The 19,475-nt window shown below is 61.5% G+C and carries 21 protein-coding genes; 14 read left to right on the top strand and 7 right to left on the bottom strand.

All coding sequences use genetic code 11. The annotated features are described in order from the left end of the window. Genes ACLGGT_RS15000 through ACLGGT_RS14990 form a run of 3 tightly spaced genes read right to left on the bottom strand, consistent with a single transcriptional unit; the run spans window position 1 to window position 2,110 of the window. Entirely contained in the window at window positions 1-861 is an 861-nt protein-coding gene (locus ACLGGT_RS15000; RefSeq protein WP_437196703.1) for a 3-keto-5-aminohexanoate cleavage protein, read from the bottom strand. A 14-nt stretch (window positions 862-875) separates the two neighbouring features. After that, complete coding sequence (locus ACLGGT_RS14995) at window positions 876-1,733, bottom strand: alpha/beta fold hydrolase (protein WP_081508322.1); 858 nt, start codon at window positions 1,731-1,733, stop codon at window positions 876-878. Beyond that, window positions 1,730-2,110, bottom strand: coding sequence for a hypothetical protein (locus ACLGGT_RS14990; RefSeq protein WP_422001853.1), 381 nt, complete (start codon window positions 2,108-2,110; stop codon window positions 1,730-1,732). The genes ACLGGT_RS14995 and ACLGGT_RS14990 overlap by 4 nt, the downstream gene beginning before the upstream one ends. Window positions 2,111-2,302: 192 nt before the next feature. Between ACLGGT_RS14990 and ACLGGT_RS14985 the strand changes: the two genes are divergently transcribed. Both ACLGGT_RS14985 and ACLGGT_RS14980 read left to right on the top strand, forming a co-directional pair. Then, window positions 2,303-3,178: a dioxygenase gene (locus tag ACLGGT_RS14985; protein ID WP_008281990.1), complete on the top strand. Its 876-nt coding sequence runs from the start codon at window positions 2,303-2,305 to the stop codon at window positions 3,176-3,178. A 96-nt stretch (window positions 3,179-3,274) separates the two neighbouring features. Continuing rightward, the gene (locus ACLGGT_RS14980; RefSeq protein WP_437196702.1) at window positions 3,275-4,165 is read left to right on the top strand and encodes a LysR family transcriptional regulator; all 891 of its coding nucleotides are present in this window, start codon (window positions 3,275-3,277) and stop codon (window positions 4,163-4,165) included. Between the two features lie 158 nt (window positions 4,166-4,323). Here the strand turns inward: ACLGGT_RS14980 and ACLGGT_RS14975 are convergent, their stop codons facing one another. The 3 genes from ACLGGT_RS14975 to ACLGGT_RS14965 all read right to left on the bottom strand — a co-directional run bounded on the left by ACLGGT_RS14975 (window position 4,324) and on the right by ACLGGT_RS14965 (window position 6,624). Then, complete coding sequence (locus tag ACLGGT_RS14975) at window positions 4,324-4,590, bottom strand: glycine zipper 2TM domain-containing protein (RefSeq protein ID WP_081508319.1); 267 nt, start codon at window positions 4,588-4,590, stop codon at window positions 4,324-4,326. A gap of 103 nt (window positions 4,591-4,693) precedes the next feature. Then, window positions 4,694-5,599, bottom strand: coding sequence for a DMT family transporter (locus tag ACLGGT_RS14970; protein WP_437196701.1), 906 nt, complete (start codon window positions 5,597-5,599; stop codon window positions 4,694-4,696). Further along, window positions 5,596-6,624 (bottom strand): DMT family transporter, encoded by a 1,029-nt coding sequence (locus ACLGGT_RS14965; RefSeq protein WP_008281986.1) that lies wholly within the window; start codon window positions 6,622-6,624, stop codon window positions 5,596-5,598. The genes ACLGGT_RS14970 and ACLGGT_RS14965 overlap by 4 nt, the downstream gene beginning before the upstream one ends. 325 nt (window positions 6,625-6,949) lie before the next feature. Between ACLGGT_RS14965 and ACLGGT_RS14960 the strand changes: the two genes are divergently transcribed. The 8 genes from ACLGGT_RS14960 (at window position 6,950) to ACLGGT_RS14925 (ending at window position 15,503) form a co-directional block, all read left to right on the top strand. Beyond that, a complete protein-coding gene (locus ACLGGT_RS14960) occupies window positions 6,950-8,260 on the top strand; it encodes a helix-turn-helix domain-containing protein (RefSeq protein ID WP_437196700.1) in 1,311 nt (436 codons plus the stop codon). 69 nt (window positions 8,261-8,329) lie between these two features. Further along, window positions 8,330-8,698, top strand: a complete 369-nt coding sequence (locus ACLGGT_RS14955) for a response regulator transcription factor (RefSeq protein WP_008281984.1) — start codon at window positions 8,330-8,332, stop codon at window positions 8,696-8,698. After that, a complete protein-coding gene (locus ACLGGT_RS14950; protein ID WP_437196699.1) occupies window positions 8,695-8,961 on the top strand; it encodes a hypothetical protein in 267 nt (88 codons plus the stop codon). Before ACLGGT_RS14955 ends, ACLGGT_RS14950 begins: the two co-directional genes overlap by 4 nt. Further along, entirely contained in the window at window positions 8,962-11,646 is a 2,685-nt protein-coding gene (locus ACLGGT_RS14945; RefSeq protein ID WP_437196698.1) for an ATP-binding protein, read from the top strand. Window positions 11,647-11,724: 78 nt separating this feature from the next. Continuing rightward, window positions 11,725-12,729 (top strand): FliM/FliN family flagellar motor switch protein, encoded by a 1,005-nt coding sequence (locus tag ACLGGT_RS14940; protein WP_437196697.1) that lies wholly within the window; start codon window positions 11,725-11,727, stop codon window positions 12,727-12,729. A 96-nt stretch (window positions 12,730-12,825) separates the two neighbouring features. Next, a complete protein-coding gene (locus ACLGGT_RS14935; RefSeq protein ID WP_437196696.1) occupies window positions 12,826-13,152 on the top strand; it encodes a TraR/DksA family transcriptional regulator in 327 nt (108 codons plus the stop codon). A 90-nt stretch (window positions 13,153-13,242) separates the two neighbouring features. Continuing rightward, window positions 13,243-13,452, top strand: coding sequence for a hypothetical protein (locus ACLGGT_RS14930; RefSeq protein WP_237183483.1), 210 nt, complete (start codon window positions 13,243-13,245; stop codon window positions 13,450-13,452). An 86-nt stretch (window positions 13,453-13,538) separates the two neighbouring features. After that, on the top strand, window positions 13,539-15,503 hold the full coding sequence (locus ACLGGT_RS14925; RefSeq protein ID WP_437196695.1) for an enoyl-CoA hydratase-related protein: 1,965 nt from the start codon (window positions 13,539-13,541) through the stop codon (window positions 15,501-15,503). Window positions 15,504-15,508: 5 nt separating this feature from the next. Here the strand turns inward: ACLGGT_RS14925 and ACLGGT_RS14920 are convergent, their stop codons facing one another. Beyond that, complete coding sequence (locus ACLGGT_RS14920) at window positions 15,509-15,724, bottom strand: hypothetical protein (protein ID WP_008281977.1); 216 nt, start codon at window positions 15,722-15,724, stop codon at window positions 15,509-15,511. 134 nt (window positions 15,725-15,858) lie between these two features. Between ACLGGT_RS14920 and ACLGGT_RS14915 the strand changes: the two genes are divergently transcribed. The 4 genes from ACLGGT_RS14915 to benB all read left to right on the top strand — a co-directional run bounded on the left by ACLGGT_RS14915 (window position 15,859) and on the right by benB (window position 19,435). After that, window positions 15,859-16,119, top strand: a complete 261-nt coding sequence (locus ACLGGT_RS14915; RefSeq protein WP_008281976.1) for a DUF2312 domain-containing protein — start codon at window positions 15,859-15,861, stop codon at window positions 16,117-16,119. 198 nt (window positions 16,120-16,317) lie between these two features. Beyond that, on the top strand, window positions 16,318-17,466 hold the full coding sequence (locus tag ACLGGT_RS14910) for a muconate cycloisomerase family protein (protein WP_437196694.1): 1,149 nt from the start codon (window positions 16,318-16,320) through the stop codon (window positions 17,464-17,466). Between the two features lie 40 nt (window positions 17,467-17,506). Beyond that, entirely contained in the window at window positions 17,507-18,895 is a 1,389-nt protein-coding gene (gene benA / locus ACLGGT_RS14905) for a benzoate 1,2-dioxygenase large subunit (protein WP_008281974.1), read from the top strand. 12 nt (window positions 18,896-18,907) lie between these two features. Further along, the gene (benB, locus tag ACLGGT_RS14900; protein WP_219435469.1) at window positions 18,908-19,435 is read left to right on the top strand and encodes a benzoate 1,2-dioxygenase small subunit; all 528 of its coding nucleotides are present in this window, start codon (window positions 18,908-18,910) and stop codon (window positions 19,433-19,435) included. Window positions 19,436-19,475 lie beyond the last annotated feature (40 nt).

Raw genomic sequence — 19,475 nt, 5'->3', positions numbered from 1 at the left:
TCACGCCGCTTTGCCATCCTTGAGACCATGTTGCGCACGCAGGCCCAGCATCTGCCGCGCCTCGCGCCAGGTGGCCACAGGGCGGGCGTGGCGCTCGCAGATCTCGACCACCCGCCGCACCAAAGCGGCATTAGAGGGCGCGAGGGTATCACGATCCAGCCGCACGTTATCCTCAAGCCCGGTGCGGGCATGCCCGCCTGCCGCCACGGCCCAGTCATTCAACGTGACCTGATGCCGCCCGATTCCCGCCGCGCACCAGGACGCATCCGGGCCAAACAGGCGTTTGACCGTGTGGATGTAATAGTCGAACACATCGCGGTCGACCGGCATCGCATTCTTAACGCCCATCACGAACTGCACATAGGGCGTGCCAAGAAGTTGGCCTTGATCGGCCATGTCCTTGGCCTTGAGGATATGGCTTAGGTCAAACGCCTCGATCTCGGGCTTGACCTCATACTCGCGCATTTCCCCCGCCAGCCAGTTGACCAAATCGGGCGGGTTCTCATAGACCCGTGTGGGAAAGTTGTTGGACCCGACCGAAAGCGAGGCCATATCAGGCCGCAAGGACAGCATCGCGCCCCGCGTCTGACCCGCACCAGAGCGCCCACCGGTGGAAAATTGAATGATCATACCGGGGCAATGGGTCTCGATCCCCTCTTTGAGGCGCGCGAATTTCTCAGGGTCGGACGAGGGCGAGCCATCGTCATTGCGCACATGGGCATGCACGATTGTGGCCCCGGCCTCAAACGCCTCATGGGTCGATTCGACCTGTTCGGTCACAGTGATCGGCACCGCCGGATTGTCGGATTTCTGCGGCAAGCTTCCCGTGATTGCCACGCAGATGATGCAGGGATTGGTCATGTCGGAAACTCCTCTCAGGCCGCTTGCGCGGCCACGCGCGGCATCCGCGCAAGGGCATCAAGAAAAAACGGGCGAAACCCCTGCGGATGCTCGCTCATCGGGAAATGGCCCAGCTCATCCATCACCGAAACCGTCGCGCCGGGAATGGCGGCCGCCGTGCGTTTCGCATCCTCGGGCGTGCAGGTCAGATCATAGGCCCCGACCAGCAGATGCACCGGAGTTTTGCCAGTGTCGATCTGTGCCAACCGCCCGATCAAACTGTCATCGCGCGTGTAAAAGCTCAGATCCCCCCGAAACACGCCCGGCCCCGACTGCATGAACATCCAGAGCGTGTTCCAGCGTTCGGCATTTGGGGCATAGGGCGAGATATTGGCCGACACGAGCGCCGCGCCCATCTCGCCGCCATGGGCATCGGGACGGTGGAACCAGTCGATATCATACCATGCGGGCTGAAAATCCGATGCCTCGATGGCGATAAATCCGCCGAAATGCTCCGGGTGCAGCGCCGCCAGTTGCAACGCAATCCGCCCACCCATGGAACAGCCCGCCAGAATGGGGCGCTCCAGCCCCAATCCGGCCACCACCGCCAATACCGTCTCGATATAGTCTTCGGTCGTAAGCAGGTATTCTTCGGTCTCGAACCCCTCTGGCGGCAGGGATTTGCCATGCCACGGCATGTCAAAGGCGATCAGGCGATGGTCCGCTGTCACCTTGGCATCGTTCATCAGATGACGCCATTGCCGCGTATCGGCCCCGGCGGTGTGCAGGCACAGAACAGGCCGCCCCTGCCCCGCCTCTTCGAAATAAATGCGGCGCGGCGCGCCCGCGATCTCGACCGTGATGTAACGTCCAGTGATGGGCTCGATGCTCATGCGGCAGCCTCCTCTTTGCACCGCGCAAGCGCCATGACTTCTTTGAAAAACCGCAGGTTCTTGACCAGGCTCAGAATGTCGCCGTCGATCCGCCCACGCCCGATTTTGGCCAGCCCAAAGATATCGTGAAATCCGGGCGCGGGGCGCGCCTGCCAGAACTGTTCCAGTGCGTCAGCATCAGTGCGCAACGCAAAGCGCCACGGCGTTTTGCGGCTTGGCCCGGCTACAACCGACACGATCCGGCCCTTGTCAAAGGTCAGATAAATTTCGTCGCCCTCAATCTCGATCAGCACCGTCTCGGAAAAGAGCCGCCCAAGGCGCAAGAGATGGGGCTGGTCCTCTAGCCGTGTCGCAATCTCGCGAAATCTGTCGATCACCTCTGCCTCCCTCATAATGCTAGGTCTGTGCTAGAGGTGGCATTTAAGGGGGCGATTGATCTATGCCGGAACGGGTATCACGCGATACCGCCTGCGGCATTGGTTTGACACCCGCCTTGATCGACAACGAGGACCACAGGGTGCGCCCCGGCCTGCCCCACGCCATATGAAACCCCGTTTGGAGGAGAACCCATGGGAATCGTAAATCTGGAGAACATCACCGATGTGGTGATCGCAAGCCTCGGCAAGCACGGTGAGATCACTGAGCGTCAGCGCGACATCATGACCGCGCTCATTCGCCACCTGCACGCCTTTTGCAAGGATGTGAACCTGCAACACGGCGAGTTTCTTGAGGGCTGCGAATACCTCAAGCGCGCAGGCCAGACCTGCGACGAGAACCGGCAGGAATTCATCCTTTTGGGCGATATTCTCGGCGTCGAAGTGCTGGTGGACATGCTGTCCAACCCGATTGACGGCCCCGAGAGCGAGTCGACCGTGCTGGGGCCGTTTTACCGCGAGAATCCACCTGTGCTGCCCAAGGGGGCATCGACCATCCAGAAACATTACGACACCGAGGAAACCGCCTATTTCGAGGGCTATATCCGCGACGCAGCAGGCAACGGCATTGCCGGTGTCACGCTTGATGTCTGGGAAGATGCGCCCAATGGCATCTACGAAAACCTCGATCCCGATCAACCGGAATACAACCTGCGCGGCCGGTTCGAGACCGATGAGAATGGTCACTACGCCTTCGTCGCCGTGCGCCCCGTGCCCTATCCGATCCCCGATACGGAAACGGCGGGCGAATTGCTGCGCTACATGGGCCATCATCCCTACCGCCCCGGACATATGCATTTCATCATCTCGAAAGACGGATATCGTCAGTTGATCAGCCAAATCTATGACGGTGACAGCAAATGGCTGGATGATGACAGCGTGTTCGCAGTCAAGGACAGCCTGATCGGCAAGTTCAAACCGGCCCCCAAAGAGCTTGGCACAGACCTGCATTTCGAATTCGACTTTGTGCTCAAGGCAGACGCTGCGGCGCAGGCCGTGGCCGCCGAATAACCCACCCTCCCTGCCTGGAACTTCAAGGCCCCCGTCACGCGGGGGCTTTTTTTATGCCCGCAACAGGCTAGGCTAGTTTTGGGGCTGGAGGGTGCCATGAATTTCAAGCAACTAACCTATTTCATAGCGGTGGCAGAAGAGTTGCACTTTGGCCGCGCCGCGGAACGGCTCGACATGGCGCAGCCGCCGCTTAGTCGCCAGATCAAACAGATCGAAGAAGAGTTGGGCGCGATCCTGTTCAACCGGGGCCGCAGTGCCATCAGCCTGACACAGGCCGGCGAGCGCTTGCTCGAACGCGGGCGGTCGATACTTGCACAGCTCGAGGATACCAAACTTGAAGTGCGCCGATTAGGTCAAGGGGCAGAGGGGCGGCTGCGTGTGGGGTTTGTTGGATCGGCCACCTTTGGCATCTTGCCAACGATCATCAAATCCTTTCGCGCCAATTACCCCGAGGTCAATCTGAGCCTTAACCCGATGAACAACGCGCAGCTGCATCGCGCGCTTGTCTCGCGAGAGCTTGACGTGGCCTTTGCCCGGCCCGCGCTGCGCGATCCGGAATTCGTTACCAAGGAATTGATGGAGGAAAAGCTGATCTTGGCCCTGCCCGATACGGTCGACACCGGCGGTCGCACCGTGGCCAAGCTGGAGCGACTTGAGACGCATAATCTTGTGCTCTACCCCGAACACCCCCGGCCCAGCTATGCCGACTTTGTGCTCAGGGCGATTGAGGGCGCAGGGTTCACCGCCCCTCTGCGCCTGTGGTGCATGGATTTGCAAACAGCCCTCAGCCTTGTGGCGATTGGCGAGGGCGTGTGCATCGTGCCGGAATCGGTCTCGACCGCGCCGCGCAAGGGCATGAAGTTTCTGCGCATTGAGCCAGAGATTGCCCACACCAGCCTATCAGTCAATCACCGCCTCGACGAACAGGGCGTGCATGTGCACAACTTTGTCAAAATCGCTCAGCGCGTGGCCCGCAAGCAGTTTTAAGGCGTGTTGCGCTCGACCGAAACCGCACATGCCCCGGGCTTGGCCCGGGACCTCGCCGAGGGGGCGTGGGGGGCCCCGGCGCGGGGGGCCGGGGCGATGTGACCCCGGTCAGGCGCCACAATCTCTACGCGGGGGCAGAACGCCCGCCGCCTCGGTTGTTAACACGGCACCGTGCGATAGGTGCCGTCGCCGTTGGAATAGGCGCATTGATTGCGCGCGGTGTTGCGCGCCACCAACGTGCCCGCCGCCGCCCCAGCGAGCGCCGAGACGACAGTCCAGCCGGAATCGGCATCAAAGGCCGAGGCGAGCAAGGCACCACCAGCGGCACCCGCGGCACCACCGACCAGTTCACGGTCACTGACGCCCTCCATGCAGCCTGCCAAGGCAAGGCTGGTGACGCTGGCAAGAATGAGACTGCGGTTCATGTTCTTTCCCTTTCCGTTCTTGGTTCAAACACATTGTCCAAGATAACGCAGGGGGATGGGTTTTGTTCCATCGGACGAACCCGTATCGGCAGCGGATTGCCGATCAGAGCATGGGTGGCGGCGGCCTGCGCCGCGCCCCGGACAAGGCATTACCTGCGATCGCCCCCAAAAGGATCGTTCCACCGATCAAAGTGTTGGTTGTCGCCGTCTCGCCCAGTATCAGCCAGACCCAGACCGGCCCCAGCACCACCTCGGCCAACGACAAAAGCGTGAGTTCGGCGGCAGGCACTGTGCGCGAGCCAATCGTGTAAAGGATCAGCCCCAGCCCCACCTGAAACACCCCCATACCCAGTGAAAGCGCCGTATCCGCACTGGATATCCGCAGCGATAACCCCAGCCAGAAACAAATCGCCGCCATGAGCGCCATGCCGAAAAGGCCCGAGAGAAAGATCGCCGGCATCATCTCGGTTGCCTTGCCCCATCGCAGGGTGATGGTGAAGGTCGCAAACCCTACTGCCGATCCGATGGCGGCCAGATTGCCCACAAGCGCCGCTCCCCCGAACTTGTCCCAAACCATGACCGCAATGCCACAGGCCGCCACCACGATAGCCACCCAAGTTTGCGGGCGCACATATTCTCGCAGGATCACCCGCCCGAGGATCGCAGCCAAAAGCGGCGAGCAGGCAAAGAGCATCATCGCATTGGCGACAGAGGTGGTCTGAATGGCAAAGATTGCGCCGGTATAGGCCGCCACCAGCGACAGCCCACCAATCACCCCCGGCCAGCCCATCTGTAGCGCAAGACGCAGTGCATCTTGCCCCGTGCGCAATCGGATCACCACATAGAGCAGCAGGGTCATCGACGCGGAGCGGTAAAACAGAATCTGCCAGACCTGTGCTTCGTCGATCAAGCGAATGCCCAAGCCAACCGTAGACCAGACCAGCCCTGCAAGAAAAACAAGGACATAGCCACGCATATCGCGTTCAGGTTGGATCGTGACAGTGGTCATCGGCTCGTTTCTTCCTCGGGAATTTGCGGCGGCAGAGGGCTGCCGGGGGCAAAGATCGCCTCGGCCGTAACCGGCGTGGCATCACTATGTCGCGAGGCTCGTAGTTCGCGCCATCCAAGGTACAGACCAGAGGCGGTGATGATCACCATGCCTGCCAGCGTATTCAGCGCGGGCACTTCATCCCAGAGCACATAGGCCAGCAGGGCGGCAAAGGGCAGATAGGTATAGTCAAACGGTGCGACGAGGCTGGCATTCGCCACCTGATAGGCGCGCGAGACAAGCGTGTAGGCCGCCATCCCGATGGCCCCCAACAGCGCAAGACGCGGCAGATCGTCCAACGCCTGCGGCGGCATCTCCCAGCGCAGGTGATAGGTCGCCGGGGTGATCTCGATCACCTGATTGACCAGCCAGCCCATGGGCAGGATCAAGAGCCCCGCAAAGGTCAGGGTATAAAGCCCCACCGTAAGCGTGCTTTCCCGGTCGCCGATCTGGCGTGCGATGATCTGAGAAATTGCGTAGGTCACGGCGCACAGAAGCGGCAGGATCGCAACAAGGGAAAAGTTCTCGCCCGTTGGATTCATCGCGATGAGCACACCCACAAACCCCGCCACCAAGGCGACCCCGCGATGCCAGCCGATGGTTTCGCGCAGGAACACCGCCGCGAATAGCGCGGTGATAAGCGGCGCAGAGAAAAAGATCGTGCTGACCTCGGCCAGGCCCATGAACGGGAAAGCCGCATAGAACATCGAAAATCCCGAGGCAAAAAGGAACGCACGGATCAGATGCAATGGCCAAAGAGGCGTCAGCAGGCGATGCGGCTTGCCCAACCATAGAATGAGCGGTGTCATCACGAGAAGTGTCACGATGGAGCGCACGAAAATCAGCAGCCATACCGGATAGATCGTCAGCAGCGTTTTCATCATGGCGTCCTGCCCGACAAAGAGCAGCATGGCGATCTCGACGCAGAGTATCCCTTGCAGCGCGCGCGACGGCGCGGGGGCGGGCTGAGCCGAAAGCGTGGCCATGGGGTTCCAATTCTAGGCTGTTGGCACGAGGCCACTTTTCTGCAGGCTGAGAGGATCGGAACCGACTGTCGCGTCAATTTGCGACGTGAATGCGTAAAAACAGAGCAACCCGTTGCCAGAGCCGACACGGCGGATGAGGCGGTACCACAGCGGTTTCAGCGGGATGTCTTGCAGGAAAGACCGCCTGCAGATAAACGCGAAACAATCTTGCGCAAAGCAAATATCTTATGGAACAAACGGCCTGTAAACTTATAGACAAATGCCGTGCGCCTATTGTAAAAAAATTCTCGCACCATCCCTTCTTCCCCGAAAAAGGACAGGCCAGATGCCGGACCGGCTCATGATCGGCACCAGAATCCGCGAGCGGCGGGTTCTGAACGGCATGCGGCAATCCGATCTGGCGCAGAGGGCCGGGATTTCGCCGTCGTATCTCAACCTGATCGAACACAATCACCGCCGGATCGGGGGCAAGACTCTGCTCAAGCTGGCAGAGGCGCTCAAGGTTGAACCGTCACAACTGACCCAAGGCGCTGAGGCCACGCTGATTTCCGGGCTGCGCGAAGCGGCGGGCAAGCCTCGCAACGATGGGCCAGAACTGGACCGAACCGAGGAATTCGCCGGGCGCTATCCCGGTTGGGCCAGCCTCTTGAGCGATCTGCATCGGCGCACGCAGACGCTGGAACGCACCATCGAGACCCTGACCGACCGGCTGGCGCATGATCCTTTTCTTGCGGATTCCCTGCACGAGGTGATTTCGGCCGTGACGGCCATTCGCGCCACGTCCTCGATCCTCGTGGAAACCGAGGCGATTGAGCCGGAATGGCAGGCGCGATTTCACCGCAACATCAACGAGGACAGCGCCCGCCTGACCGAAGGCGCGCAAGCGCTGGTGCGGTATCTCGAGGCGGCCCCCAATACCGAGGCGGAATTGACCTCGCCGCAGGACGAGATGCACGCCTATCTTGCAGCGCGCGGCTATCACCTGCCCGAACTGGAACGCGAAATGGCGGGGCCGCGGGATGTGGCGCGTTTGATCGACGCCGCCGCATCCGAGGGCATGTCGACCCCGGCCCAAAACCTGACACGCGAGGCGCTCTTGCGGTATATGGAGGATGCCGCAGCGCTGCCGCTTCGGGCGTTTCTGGCACGGGTCGCCACGCTCGGGCTGCGCCCCGACCGGTTGGCCGAGGCAACGGGCGCAGATATGGCGCGGGTGTTCCGGCGTCTGGCCAGCCTGCCGGAAACCGACGTCGGCGAAGTCGGGCTGGTGATTTGCGATGCCTCTGGCACGCTCACCTTTCGCAAGCCGATTGCCGGGTTTGCCACACCGCGTATGGCCGGTGCCTGCGCGCTCTGGCCGCTGTATCAGGTGCTGAGCCAACCACAGGTGCCTCTGCGCCTGCGCCTGCGACAGGCCGGACGCGGAGCCGAAGTGATCGAGGCCTTTGCCGTAGCCGCGCAGACCGGGCCCGCCGGTTTCGACCGCCCGCCCCTGATGCAGGCGTTGATGCTGATGCTGCCAGACCCCGGCGAGACAGGCGGCGCGGTGCGCCCGATTGGGGTGAGTTGCCGCATATGTCCACTGGCCGATTGCGCCGCACGACGCGAGCCGTCGATTGTCGCCGAAGGAATGTGACAGAATGGGCGCAGAGAAAATCAGACGCACGGCAGTGACCGCGCGCGCAACGGAGGGGAGGCCGGTTGCATGACGAAGAGGGTTCTGGTGATCGAGGACGAGCCGAACATCATCGAAGCTGTCAGCTTTATCCTCTCGCGGGATGGCTGGGAGGTAAAGACCCACGCCAATGGCCATGATGCGATGGACGCCGTGCGCGCCCGCGCGCCCGACCTCATCATTCTTGACGTGATGCTGCCCGGCAAAAGTGGCTTTGACATCCTTCAGGAAATCCGCGCCGATGCCGTCTATGGTGATACGCCGGTTCTGATGCTGACGGCTCGCGGCCAGACCAAGGATCGCGAGATGGCAGAGCGCGCCGGGGCCAGCCAATACATGACCAAGCCGTTCTCAAATGCCGATGTGCTGGCAGCGGTGCGGGCGCTGGTCGTGCCATGAGCGCCGAGCGCGGCCCGATGTTTCTGGCGCGGCGCACCTATCGGTTGCGGCGGCTGTCAGACGCGGCGCGGATGCTGCCGATTGCCGGGGCGGTGCTGTTCTCGGTGCCGCTCTTGTGGGAAACCGAAGGGGTGCGCACCACGCGGGCCATGTTTTATATCTTTGGCCTTTGGATCGTGCTTGCCGTGATCGCGAGCGTTATTTCGGCGCGGCTGCGCCCAACGGACACCGAGGAAGACCCGAAGGGTTCACAGGAGCGCTAGATGACGACCTTGAACGTCCTCATCCTTGTTTGCATCCTCTACGTGGTCTTTCTCTTCGCCGTGGCCTTTGCTGCGGATCGCGCGGCGCTGCGTGGGCGCGGAAGCTGGCTGCGGTCGCCCTATGTCTACACGTTGTCCCTGTCGATTTACTGCACGGCATGGACATTCTATGGCGCCGTCGGGTTTGCCGCACGCTCGGGGCTGGAGTTTGTGACAATCTATCTCGGGCCGACATTGATCATGATCGGCTGGTGGTGGACCCTGCGCAAGATGGTCCGCGTGGGCCGTAGCCAGCGGATCACGTCGATCGCGGATCTGATATCTTCGCGCTACGGCAAGTCCAATCTGCTTGCAGTGATTGTAACGGTCGTCGCGGTGATCGGCACGACGCCCTATATCGCGCTGCAGTTACAATCCGTCACTCTCTCCTTCGCGGCGTTTGCCGAAACCGATCTCACCGCCACAACCCTGCCTGACATGCACTCCACAGCCCTTTGGGTGGCGGGGGGGCTGGCGCTGTTCACCATTCTCTTTGGCACACGCAATCTGGATGCGAACGAGAGACATCATGGCGTGGTCATGGCCATCGCGCTTGAGGCGGTGGTCAAGCTCTGCGCGCTGTTGGCGGTAGGAATATTCGTAGTCTGGGGCCTGTCGGGCGGAGTGGCTGCGACGCTCGACCGGATTGATGCCTCGGCTATTGCCCACTTTGAAGTCTCGGGCAGTCGCTGGATTGGTCTGACGATGTTGTCGGCAGTGGCCTTCCTGTGCCTCCCTCGTATGTTTCAGGTGATGGTGGTCGAGAACGAGGACGAAGACCATTTACGCACCGCAGCATGGGCGTTTCCCACCTATCTCATGTTGATGAGTCTCTTTGTCGTGCCCATCGCTGCGGTGGGGCTGGAATTGATGCCAGAAGGAGCGAACCCCGATCTTTTCGTGCTGACATTGCCCTTGATGGACGGACGCGACGGGCTGGCGATCCTGTCGTTTCTGGGTGGCTTTTCCAGCGCCACCTCGATGGTGATCGTCGCGGCGATTGCGCTCTCGACCATGGTGTCAAACCATGTGGTGATGCCACTTTGGCTTTATTTTTCGGGCGGGGCGGCAATGGTGTCCGGGGACGTGCGCCACGTGGCACTTTTGGCCCGTCGGCTGAGCATCGCGGGTGTCGTTCTACTTGGATATGTCTATTTCCGGCTCTCTGGGGGCGGAACCGCCCTAGCAGCGATTGGATTGATCGCTTTTGCGGGCGTGGCGCAATTCATGCCCGCGCTGATGGGGGGGCTTTTTTGGCGAGGGGCCACGCGCACGGGGGCCTTGGCGGGCCTTATCGTGGGGGCGGTGGTTTGGATCTACTGCCTATTTCTGCCCAGCTTTGGCCCCTCAATGGTGCTGCCCCAGGTGGTATTTGACGAGGGTCTCTTTGGGCTGCACTGGCTGCGGCCCCGCGCGCTCTTTGGCTCTGAGGGGATGGACCCGGTGGTGCATGCGGTGCTGTGGTCACTGCTGCTCAACACCGCCGCCTTTGTCCTTGGCTCGCTGCTCAGCTTTCCTCAACCTGTGGAACGGTTGCAGGGGGCGCAATTCGTCAATGTGTTCGATCATTCAGGTACGCCCGGCGGCTGGACCGGCGGCATGGCGCAAAGCGAAGATCTGTTGATCATGGCACAGCGCATCATGGGGGCGACCGAAGCGCAGGCGCTATTTGCAGAAGCAGCGCAGCGGCAAGGCTTGGCAGGCTATCTGCCCGAACCCAGCCCCACATTTCTGCAAGAGCTGGAGCGCGAATTGTCGGGCTCTGTCGGGGCTGCCACGGCCCATGCGATGATCAGTCAGATCGTCGGCGGGGCCGCGGTCTCGGTGGAAGATCTGATGGCGGTCGCAGATGAAACCGCACAGATCATGGAATATTCCAGCCAGCTTGAGGCAAAATCACAGGAACTGGTCCGCACCGCGCGGCAGTTGCGACAGGCCAATGAGAAACTGACGCAGCTTTCGGTGCAAAAGGACGGATTCCTAAGCCAGATCAGTCATGAGCTGCGCACGCCCATGACGTCGATCCGCGCATTCTCGGAAATTCTGCGCGATACCGGCGATCTTACCCCAGAGGAGCAAAGCAAATATGCCTCGGTGATCCATGACGAGGCCGTGCGCCTGACGCGGCTCTTGGATGATCTTTTGGATCTGAGCGTGCTGGAAAACGGCCAAGTCGTGCTGCATGTGCAGACCGGTTCGCTGGCTGATCTGCTGGACCGGGCGGAACGCGCCGCCGGGGTGCAGGGTGGCACGCTTCGTGTCATGCGCGACCGCATGGCCGAGGCGGTGGCCCTAACCACAGATCTGGACCGGCTGGTGCAAGTATTCATCAATCTCATCGCCAATGCGCGCAAATATTGCGACGGGCAACCGCCGATTTTGACGATTCGTACGGCGGTCGTCGATGGGGAACTGGTGATCGACTTTACCGACAACGGATCAGGCATCGCCCCCGCACAACAGGCCGTGATTTTTGAGAAATTCTCGCGTATCGGCCAGCACAAGGCGGGCGGCGCGGGCCTTGGCCTTGCGATCTGCCGCGAGATTATGGCGCGGTTGGGGGGCGCGGTCAGCTATTTGCCCGGGCAAAAGGGCGCCGCATTCCGCGTGACCCTGCCACTAAGCGCCCGCATGGCAGCGCAATAGGCCAAAGTTTCTGCTCCGCTTAAATGAAATCGTAACCAAGCCTGCCTAGGGTCCACCCGAGAGCTTCAGAAAGGGGCGATGGCGCAGGGTATGGGATCGCAGGATCACAGTTCGGTCATTCAACGGATGGCGCAGGCCGCAAGAGACGGATCCGACAGCCGCCAGATGACACCGGTCAAGGCGCTGCGCCTGTCCTTGGCGCGTGCGGCAGATACGCTCTTTGGCCTTGGCCTGACTGTGGCCACTGTCGAACAGATGCGTGTACCGCTTGCCCACGTCGGGCGCAGCTTGGGTGACGCGGGGCTCTTGGTGCTGCTCGAGGGGGATGGGGGCGCACGCGGCGCGCTCTGTATTGATTCGCAATTCCTCGCCGGGCTGATCGAGGTGCAGACCACCGGGTCCGTGCGCCCCGGATTGGCACGGCCTCGCGCCGCCACACGCACAGACGCGGCGATGGTCGCGCCCTTGATTGATGCAGTTTTGACAGAATTTGAAAGTCAGCTGGCGCAAGAGCACGACGCGCCGCCACCGCGCCGTTTTGGGTTTGGCGATATGGTCGAGGATCTGCGCGGCCTCTCACTCTTGTTGGTGGCCCCGGATTTCGAATTGCTACGCCTCACCGTCGATCTGGGACCGGGGGCAAAAACGGGGCGTCTTGATCTGCTCTTGCCCGTGATCGCGTCACCGGCGCGTGCCTCTTCGGGCAAGATCGCAAACACCAAAATCGAGGCCCCTGCAAATCTCGAACAGGTTGTGAACAACGCACCGGTCATGCTTGACGCTGTCATGGCCCGGTTGCGCCTGCCCTTACGTGACATTCTGGCGCTCAAACCCGGTGATCTTCTGCCCTTCCAGCGTGAGACGCTGAACGACACACAACTTGTCGGCACGCGCGGCCATATCGTTGCCACGGCAGAGCTTGGACAGATGAACGGATTGCGAGCATTGCGCCTGATTTCGGGCGCAGCCGCACCCCTGCCACCTTCTATCGAAACCGAACCGGAGCCTGTACCGACAGAACCGCGCAGAGGCACCGATCTAATCCCCATCGAGAGCCAAGACCGGCCTCGGGAGACCATATGAGCCGGCACCATGACGCCGATCTGCCCCCCTCTTGACCTGTATCAATGACCGAAACATGGCCGTCTGATAGGATACTCAAAATCATGGAGGCTTCGGATGCTAGACAAAGAACGATATCGGTTGGCCTTGATGGCGCGGCTCGGTGAGTTGGACAAACGCCTGCATGCCATTGAAGCAGAACTCGACTCGGCCAAATCCAAAGATTGGGACGATGCCGCGATCGAGCGCGAAGGTGACGAGGTGCTTGAGCATTTGGGTCATCAAGGCCAGGACGAAATCAGCCGAATCCGTGCGGCGCTTGATCGCATTCGCAAAGGTAGTTTCGGCACCTGCACCCGCTGTGAGGAAATGATCGCCGTCGAGCGTTTGGATGTTCTTCCAGAAGCACCGCTTTGTCGGGTCTGTGCCGCACAGGTTCCTTGATCCAGTCACGCAGCTGTTACGAGGTCTCTATACTATCGCCAACGACAGCAAAAACACGCTATAGTTGTAATTTCACCAGGGAGGATGATCATGACCAACACGCGCACCGAGCTTGACCGCCTTGAGCATCAGATTGGGCAGGCCAATCCCGACATCCGCCACAAACTGGAACCGCAATTGCGCCGGATGATCGCGCGCTTGCATGACGAAGGCATAGCCGTTCCGGACCAAACCAAGAGCCTGCACGAGATGCTGTTATGCGAGGCCATTGAGGCGCAGTTCGACAACATGCCGGTCTGAATCCGCCGCTTTTTCCCTCCTACGCTTGCGCATGGGGAAATTCCCCGTAGAACTTGTGCGTAGAAGCGTTTCAGGGGTGAGGCGGTGTGACCGGGCAAATACGCCAAGACTTGCGTAACGGGGTGGCGGTGCTGCTGCTGGATCGCCCCGTGGCCAATGCCCTATCGGCTGAATTGCGCGCAGAGCTGGCGGGCGCTTTGGATCACGCGGCAACCGCCGCTGAGGTGCGCGCCGTGGTTCTTGCGGGGTCTGGAAGCGGGTTTTCTTCGGGTGTCGATCTTACCGAATACGACGGGTCGCTGGCAGAGCCGTGGATTGACGCGCTTTGCACGCGGATCGAGGACTTTCCCAAGCCGGTGATCGCCGCGTTGCACGGGCCAACCTTTGGTGCGGGCTTGGCGCTCGCCTTGGCAGCGCACGCGCGTATCGCACAGGCCGAGGCGCGATTGGCGTCGCCTGAAATCACGCTTGGCATGGTACCCGGAGGCGGCGTTACCCAACGATTGCCGCGCCTTTTGGGGGCGCAGGTGGCGCTTGAGGTGATGTTGGCGGGGCAAACCCTGCGCGCCACCGATCCACGGCTGCGCCGCCTTTTTTCCCAAGTCACCGCCGATGATCCCCTGCCCGCCGCGGTCGACCTTGCCGGCAAGCTGGCCGACCAAGGCCACTGGCGTCGCAGCCAAGAGGCCACGCGCGGCCTGTCCGACCCGGCGGGCTATCAGCGTGCCATCGCCACAGTGGCTGAGCGGCTCAAGGGCCAGAACGGTGCCGCGTCGGATATCTTGCGCGCGGTCGAGGCGGCGCAGCTTTTGCCCTTTGCGCAGGGGTTAGCCTTTGAAGCGACGCTTTTTGAGGATCGTTTACGCAGCCCCGAAGCCCGCGCGCAGCGGCACATCTACGCCGCCGAACGCCGGGCCTCAGGCATGCCCGAGCGCGCGCAGGCAGCCACCCGCGACATACGTCGGATCGCCCTCGCCGGGGCGCGGTTGGGGGATGTGGCGCTGCTATTGCTAGAGGGCGGCAAAGTGGTGCGCAGCGATGCGCCCGACCTGCGCGCCAGCGTGTCACGCGCGCTCGACGGATTGGTCACGCACGGCAAGATGGAGGCCGCCACCCGGGCTGCACATCTCGCGCGGTTGGCAAGCGGGATGGCACCCGTTGATCTGGCGCTCTGCACGCGCGGCTCAGAGGTTGCCGACGGGACGCTTAGAGTGCCTCTCGATGACGGGCGGGGGCTGGCGGGCGCGCCGCTGGGGCTACGGCTTTACCGACCGGCGCAAACCTTGCGCCTTGCGGAACTGGCCGTGTCCGATACCGCCGATCCTGCGATTGTGGCCAGTCTCGCGCAGCTTTGCACCGGGCTGGGCGTGACACTCGTGCGCGCGGCGCAACCTGCGGCGGGACCGGGGCTGGGTCACATCCTGATGGGCGCGGTTTGCCTCGCGGGGCTGGAAATGGTCCGCCTTGGCCTGACGCCCCAGCGGGTAGATCAGGCGGCACAGCGCCTTGGATTTCGCGCCGGACCCTTCCTCATGATGGATTTTGACGGGCTGCCGGTGGTCGCGAACCGGCTGCGTGCGGTGGCGGAATGGCTTGGGTGCCCTGCCCCCGGCGCGGATGACCCTCTGGCCGAGCGGCTGGCCAAAGGGGCCGTGGGCCGAGCGGTTGGGCGCGGGTTCTATGACCACCCGAGCGAGGGCCCACGCCCGCCCAAAAACCTAGCCGGACCGGGGCGCGATCCGGCTGAGGTATTGGGCACGGTGGCCCCAAGACACGCCTTGCAAGCCGCATTGGTTGGGGCCGCGGTGCAGCTTTTGGCGCGCGGTGCGGTGCAACGCGCGTCGGATCTCGATGTTCTGATGGTGCGCGGCTATGGCTATGACCGCGCGCGCGGTGGGCCGTTGTTTGCCGCCGATCAGCGCGGAATGCTCGCGATGTTGCAGGATTTCAAGGCTCTGGCCAGGATGGACACCCCGCTCTGGCAGGTGCCGCCTATGGTGGTCGAGATGGTCAAGAACGGTGAGGGAATGTTTGGCCGACGTCACGACTGAGGCGATCACCCCAGAAGGATGCCCACCACGACCATCATCAGGCCGATCACGGACAAGAACAATGCGCCGGTATTGAGCGGCACGATCCGTTGCACCACAGCCCGCAAGTCATCATCCGAAAGACCAGCCTTGCGCGCGCGCCAAACTTTGACGATGCACCACATCAACGTGGCCAGACCAGCCAGCGACAGGGCGGCCCCAGACCAGATCATATACTCCATCGCCACCTCCTTCGCATGATATCGCCCCGGCGCTAGAGCAATTTTTCCGCCATTGCAAGCCGCGCCGCAGATGACCCTTGCACCGCATCCGGCACAGCGTTAGTCAGAAACCCCAACCGACCGGAGATCAGGCCATGGATGATATGAATTCTGACAGCAACTACCGCGTTACTGCCGATGAGTTGCGCCAGTTCATCGAGCGGTTCGAGCGGCTAGAGGCCGAGAAAAAAGACATCGCCGACCAGCAAAAGGAAGTGATGGCCGAGGCCAAAGGGCGCGGCTATGACACCAAGGTCATGCGCAAGGTGATCGCCCTGCGCAAACGCGACAAGGACGACATCGCCGAAGAAGAAGCCGTGCTAGAGATGTATAAAGAAGCGCTTGGGATGATGTGACCCCGCGCCATCCGCTGATTCAGTCAGAAGGCGTGCCCCAGTGGCGCGCCTTTCGTCTTTTTGGCAGGTCCGTGGCGCTCTGATAGGTTACGGCAACCCTTCGGTTCGGGTATCACCCAAGACCCGCAGCATCATCGACTTGATGCCCCACCACAGGCAATTTGCACCTCAATGCAATACTGACATGTGGTGAACGCCGTGACCAAGATCGACCAGATCGAAACGATGATCCTCGATATTCCGACCATCCGGGGGCATGTCCTGTCGATGGCTACGATGCGGGTGCAGACCGCCGTTCTGGTGCGGATGCGGTTCTCGGATGGCTCCGAGGGGATCGGCGAAGGCACCACCATCGGCGGGCTGACCTATGGCCCCGAAAGCCCAGAGAGCATCCAATCCGCGATTGATACCTATATCACCCCCGCGCTTTTGGGCCGGCCGGCGGATGATGTAAACGGTGCCCTCCAATTGGTCGACCATCTGGTCAAGGGCAATCGGATCGCCAAGGCGGCGGTGGAAATCGCGCTTTGGGACGGGCTTGGCAAGCGTTTGGGCGTCTCTGTCGCGCAGCTTTTCGGGGGCGCGGTGCATGGCCGTTTGCCTGTGGCCTGGACGCTGGCCTCTGGCAATTCCGACACCGATATCGCCGAGGCACAAGAGATGATCGCCGCGCGCCGCCACAACATCTTCAAGCTCAAGATCGGCAAGCGCGCCGTCGCCGAGGATGTGGCGCATGTGGCACGGATCAAGGCCGCCGTGGGCGACGCCGCCAGAATCCGCGTCGATGTGAATCAGGCGTGGTCGCTTCAGGATGCCCGCTGGGGCCTCAGGGGCCTTCAGGATGTGGGCTGCGAATTGGTCGAACAGCCAGTGCGCGCGCGGTATCTCAATGCGCTGCGCGAATTGACCCGCGCTCACGAGATTGCGGTGATGGCCGATGAGGCGCTGAACGGGCCCGAGGATGCCGTCAGCATCGTGGCACGGGGTGCTGCGGATGTCTTTGCCGTCAAAGTGGCGCAATCGGGCGGGATCAAACGCGCGTCCGAGGTGGTGGCGATTGGGCAGGCGGCGGGGCTGGGCCTGTATGCCGGGACCATGCTGGAAACCGGGCTTGGCACAGCCGCTGCGCTGCAACTCTTTGCCGGGATTGAGGACTTGCGGTGGGGGTCCGAGCTTTTTGGCCCCCTGCTTCTGACCGAGGATATTCTGGCCACCCCTATCGTCTATCGGGATTTCACCGTCGAGGTGCCGCAGGGCGCAGGCCTGGGCGTGTCGCTCGACCCCGACAAGATCGACTTTTTCCGCCGCGACCGCGCGCGGAGCCTAAAAACCGTGGCCGGTGAATAACTGGCCCAAGACCCAAGACATTTCCGGAGGAGGAAAGACCATGTTTACCCAATCCAATCTCGACGAACTGGAAGGCCGTCTTGACGGCATCGTGCAAGAGGATGCCGAGGCGGGGATTTTCCGCGCGCGGCGCGACATGTTCACCGATGAGGAACTGTTCGAACTTGAGATCAAGCATATCTTTGAGGGCAACTGGATTTATATGGCGCATGAGAGCCAGATCCCCAATCCCGGCGATTATTTCACCCTGCACATGGGCCGCACGCCGGTCGTGATCACCCGCGACAAGGACGGCAATCTGAATGCGTTGGTCAATGCCTGCTCGCATCGCGGCGCACAGCTTTGCCGGTTCAAGCGGCGCAACCAAAAGACCTTTACCTGCCCGTTCCATGGCTGGACCTTTTCCAACACTGGCAAGCTCTTGAAGGTCAAAGACCCGAATGGCGCGGGCTACCCCGAGCAATTCAACAAGGACGGCAGCCATGATCTGACCAAAGTGGCCCGGTTCGAGAATTATCGTGGCTTCCTCTTTGGCTCGCTCAATGCCGATGTGGCCCCGCTGGAAGAGTATCTCGGTGAGGCGCGCAAGATGATCGACATGGTTGTCGATCAATCCGACGAGGGGCTCGAGGTGCTGCGCGGCTCGTCCACCTATACGTTTGACGGCAACTGGAAATTGCAGGCCGAGAATGGCGCTGATGGCTATCACGTCTCGGCGGTGCATTGGAATTACGTGGCCACCACCTCGCACCGCACGGCGGATGGCAAGGAAGACAAGATCAAAGCAACCGACGCCAGCAAATGGGCCAAGCAGAAGGGCGGCTTTCATTCCTATGTGAATGGGCACCTCCTCTTGTGGACCACATGGGCCGACTCGACCAATCGCCCCAACTATCCGCGCCTTGCCGAATGGACCGAGAAATATGGGGCCACCAAGGCCGAATGGATGGTGGGCGTGCTGCGCAATCTCTGCCTCTATCCCAACGTGTTCCTGATGGATCAGTTCAGCAGCCAGATCCGGGTGTTCCGTCCGATCAGCGTGGATAAGACCGAAGTCACGATCTATTGCATCGCCCCCAAGGGCGAGAGCCAAGACTCGCGCTCGCGCCGCATTCGCCAGTATGAGGATTTCTTCAACGCCTCTGGCATGGCCACGCCCGACGACACCGAGGAATTCCGCGCCACGCAACGTGGTTATGCCGGTGCCGCCCATGCCAAGTGGAATGACATTTGCCGAGGCGCGACCCAGTGGATTCACGGCCCGGACGAGGATGCCAAGGCGCTTGGTGTGAACCCGATCCTGTCGGGGGCCCGCACCGAGGATGAGGGATTGTTCGTGATCCAGCACAAGCAATGGTCCGAGCGCATGGCGCAGGCCATCGCCAAGGAACGCGAAACCGCCCCCGGCAGCGCCGTCGCGGCAGAGTGAGGAGAGATGACCATGACCACCGCAACGCTAGACCGCCAGAGCACCGAGGCCACCATGACCTATGAGGAAATCCAAGCCTTTCTCTACGCCGAGGCGCGCGCGCTTGACGATCGCGACTGGGACAATTGGCTCACGTTCTACCATGCCGATTGCCCGTTCTGGATGCCCGCCTGGGATGATGAGGATCTCCTGACCGAAGACCCGCAAAACGAGATGTCGCTGATCTATTATCCCGACCGCTCGGGCATCGAGGATCGCGTGTTCCGCATTCAGACAGATCGGTCTTCGGCCACCTCGCTGCCAGAGCCGCGCACCAATCACAACCTTGCCAATATCGAGGTGCTGAGCCGGGATGCGGGCACGATCACGCTACGCTTTAACTGGCACACGCTGACCTATCGCTATGGCAAGACCGATCAACACTGGGGCACGTCCTATTACACGATTGATGTGACGGGGAAAAACCCGCTGATCACCGATAAGAAGGTCGTGCTCAAGAACGACCAGATCCACCATGTGATCGACGTTTACCACATCTGAGGCCAAGACCGGCGCGTGCCCGATGGGGACGCGCTACAAG

Source organism: Roseovarius sp. MS2 (genome assembly GCF_051447875.1).
Lineage (GTDB): Bacteria > Pseudomonadota > Alphaproteobacteria > Rhodobacterales > Rhodobacteraceae > Roseovarius > Roseovarius mucosus_A.
The sequence above is the reverse complement of the archived record's forward strand: the minus strand, read 5'-3'. Positions and strand labels throughout refer to the sequence as shown.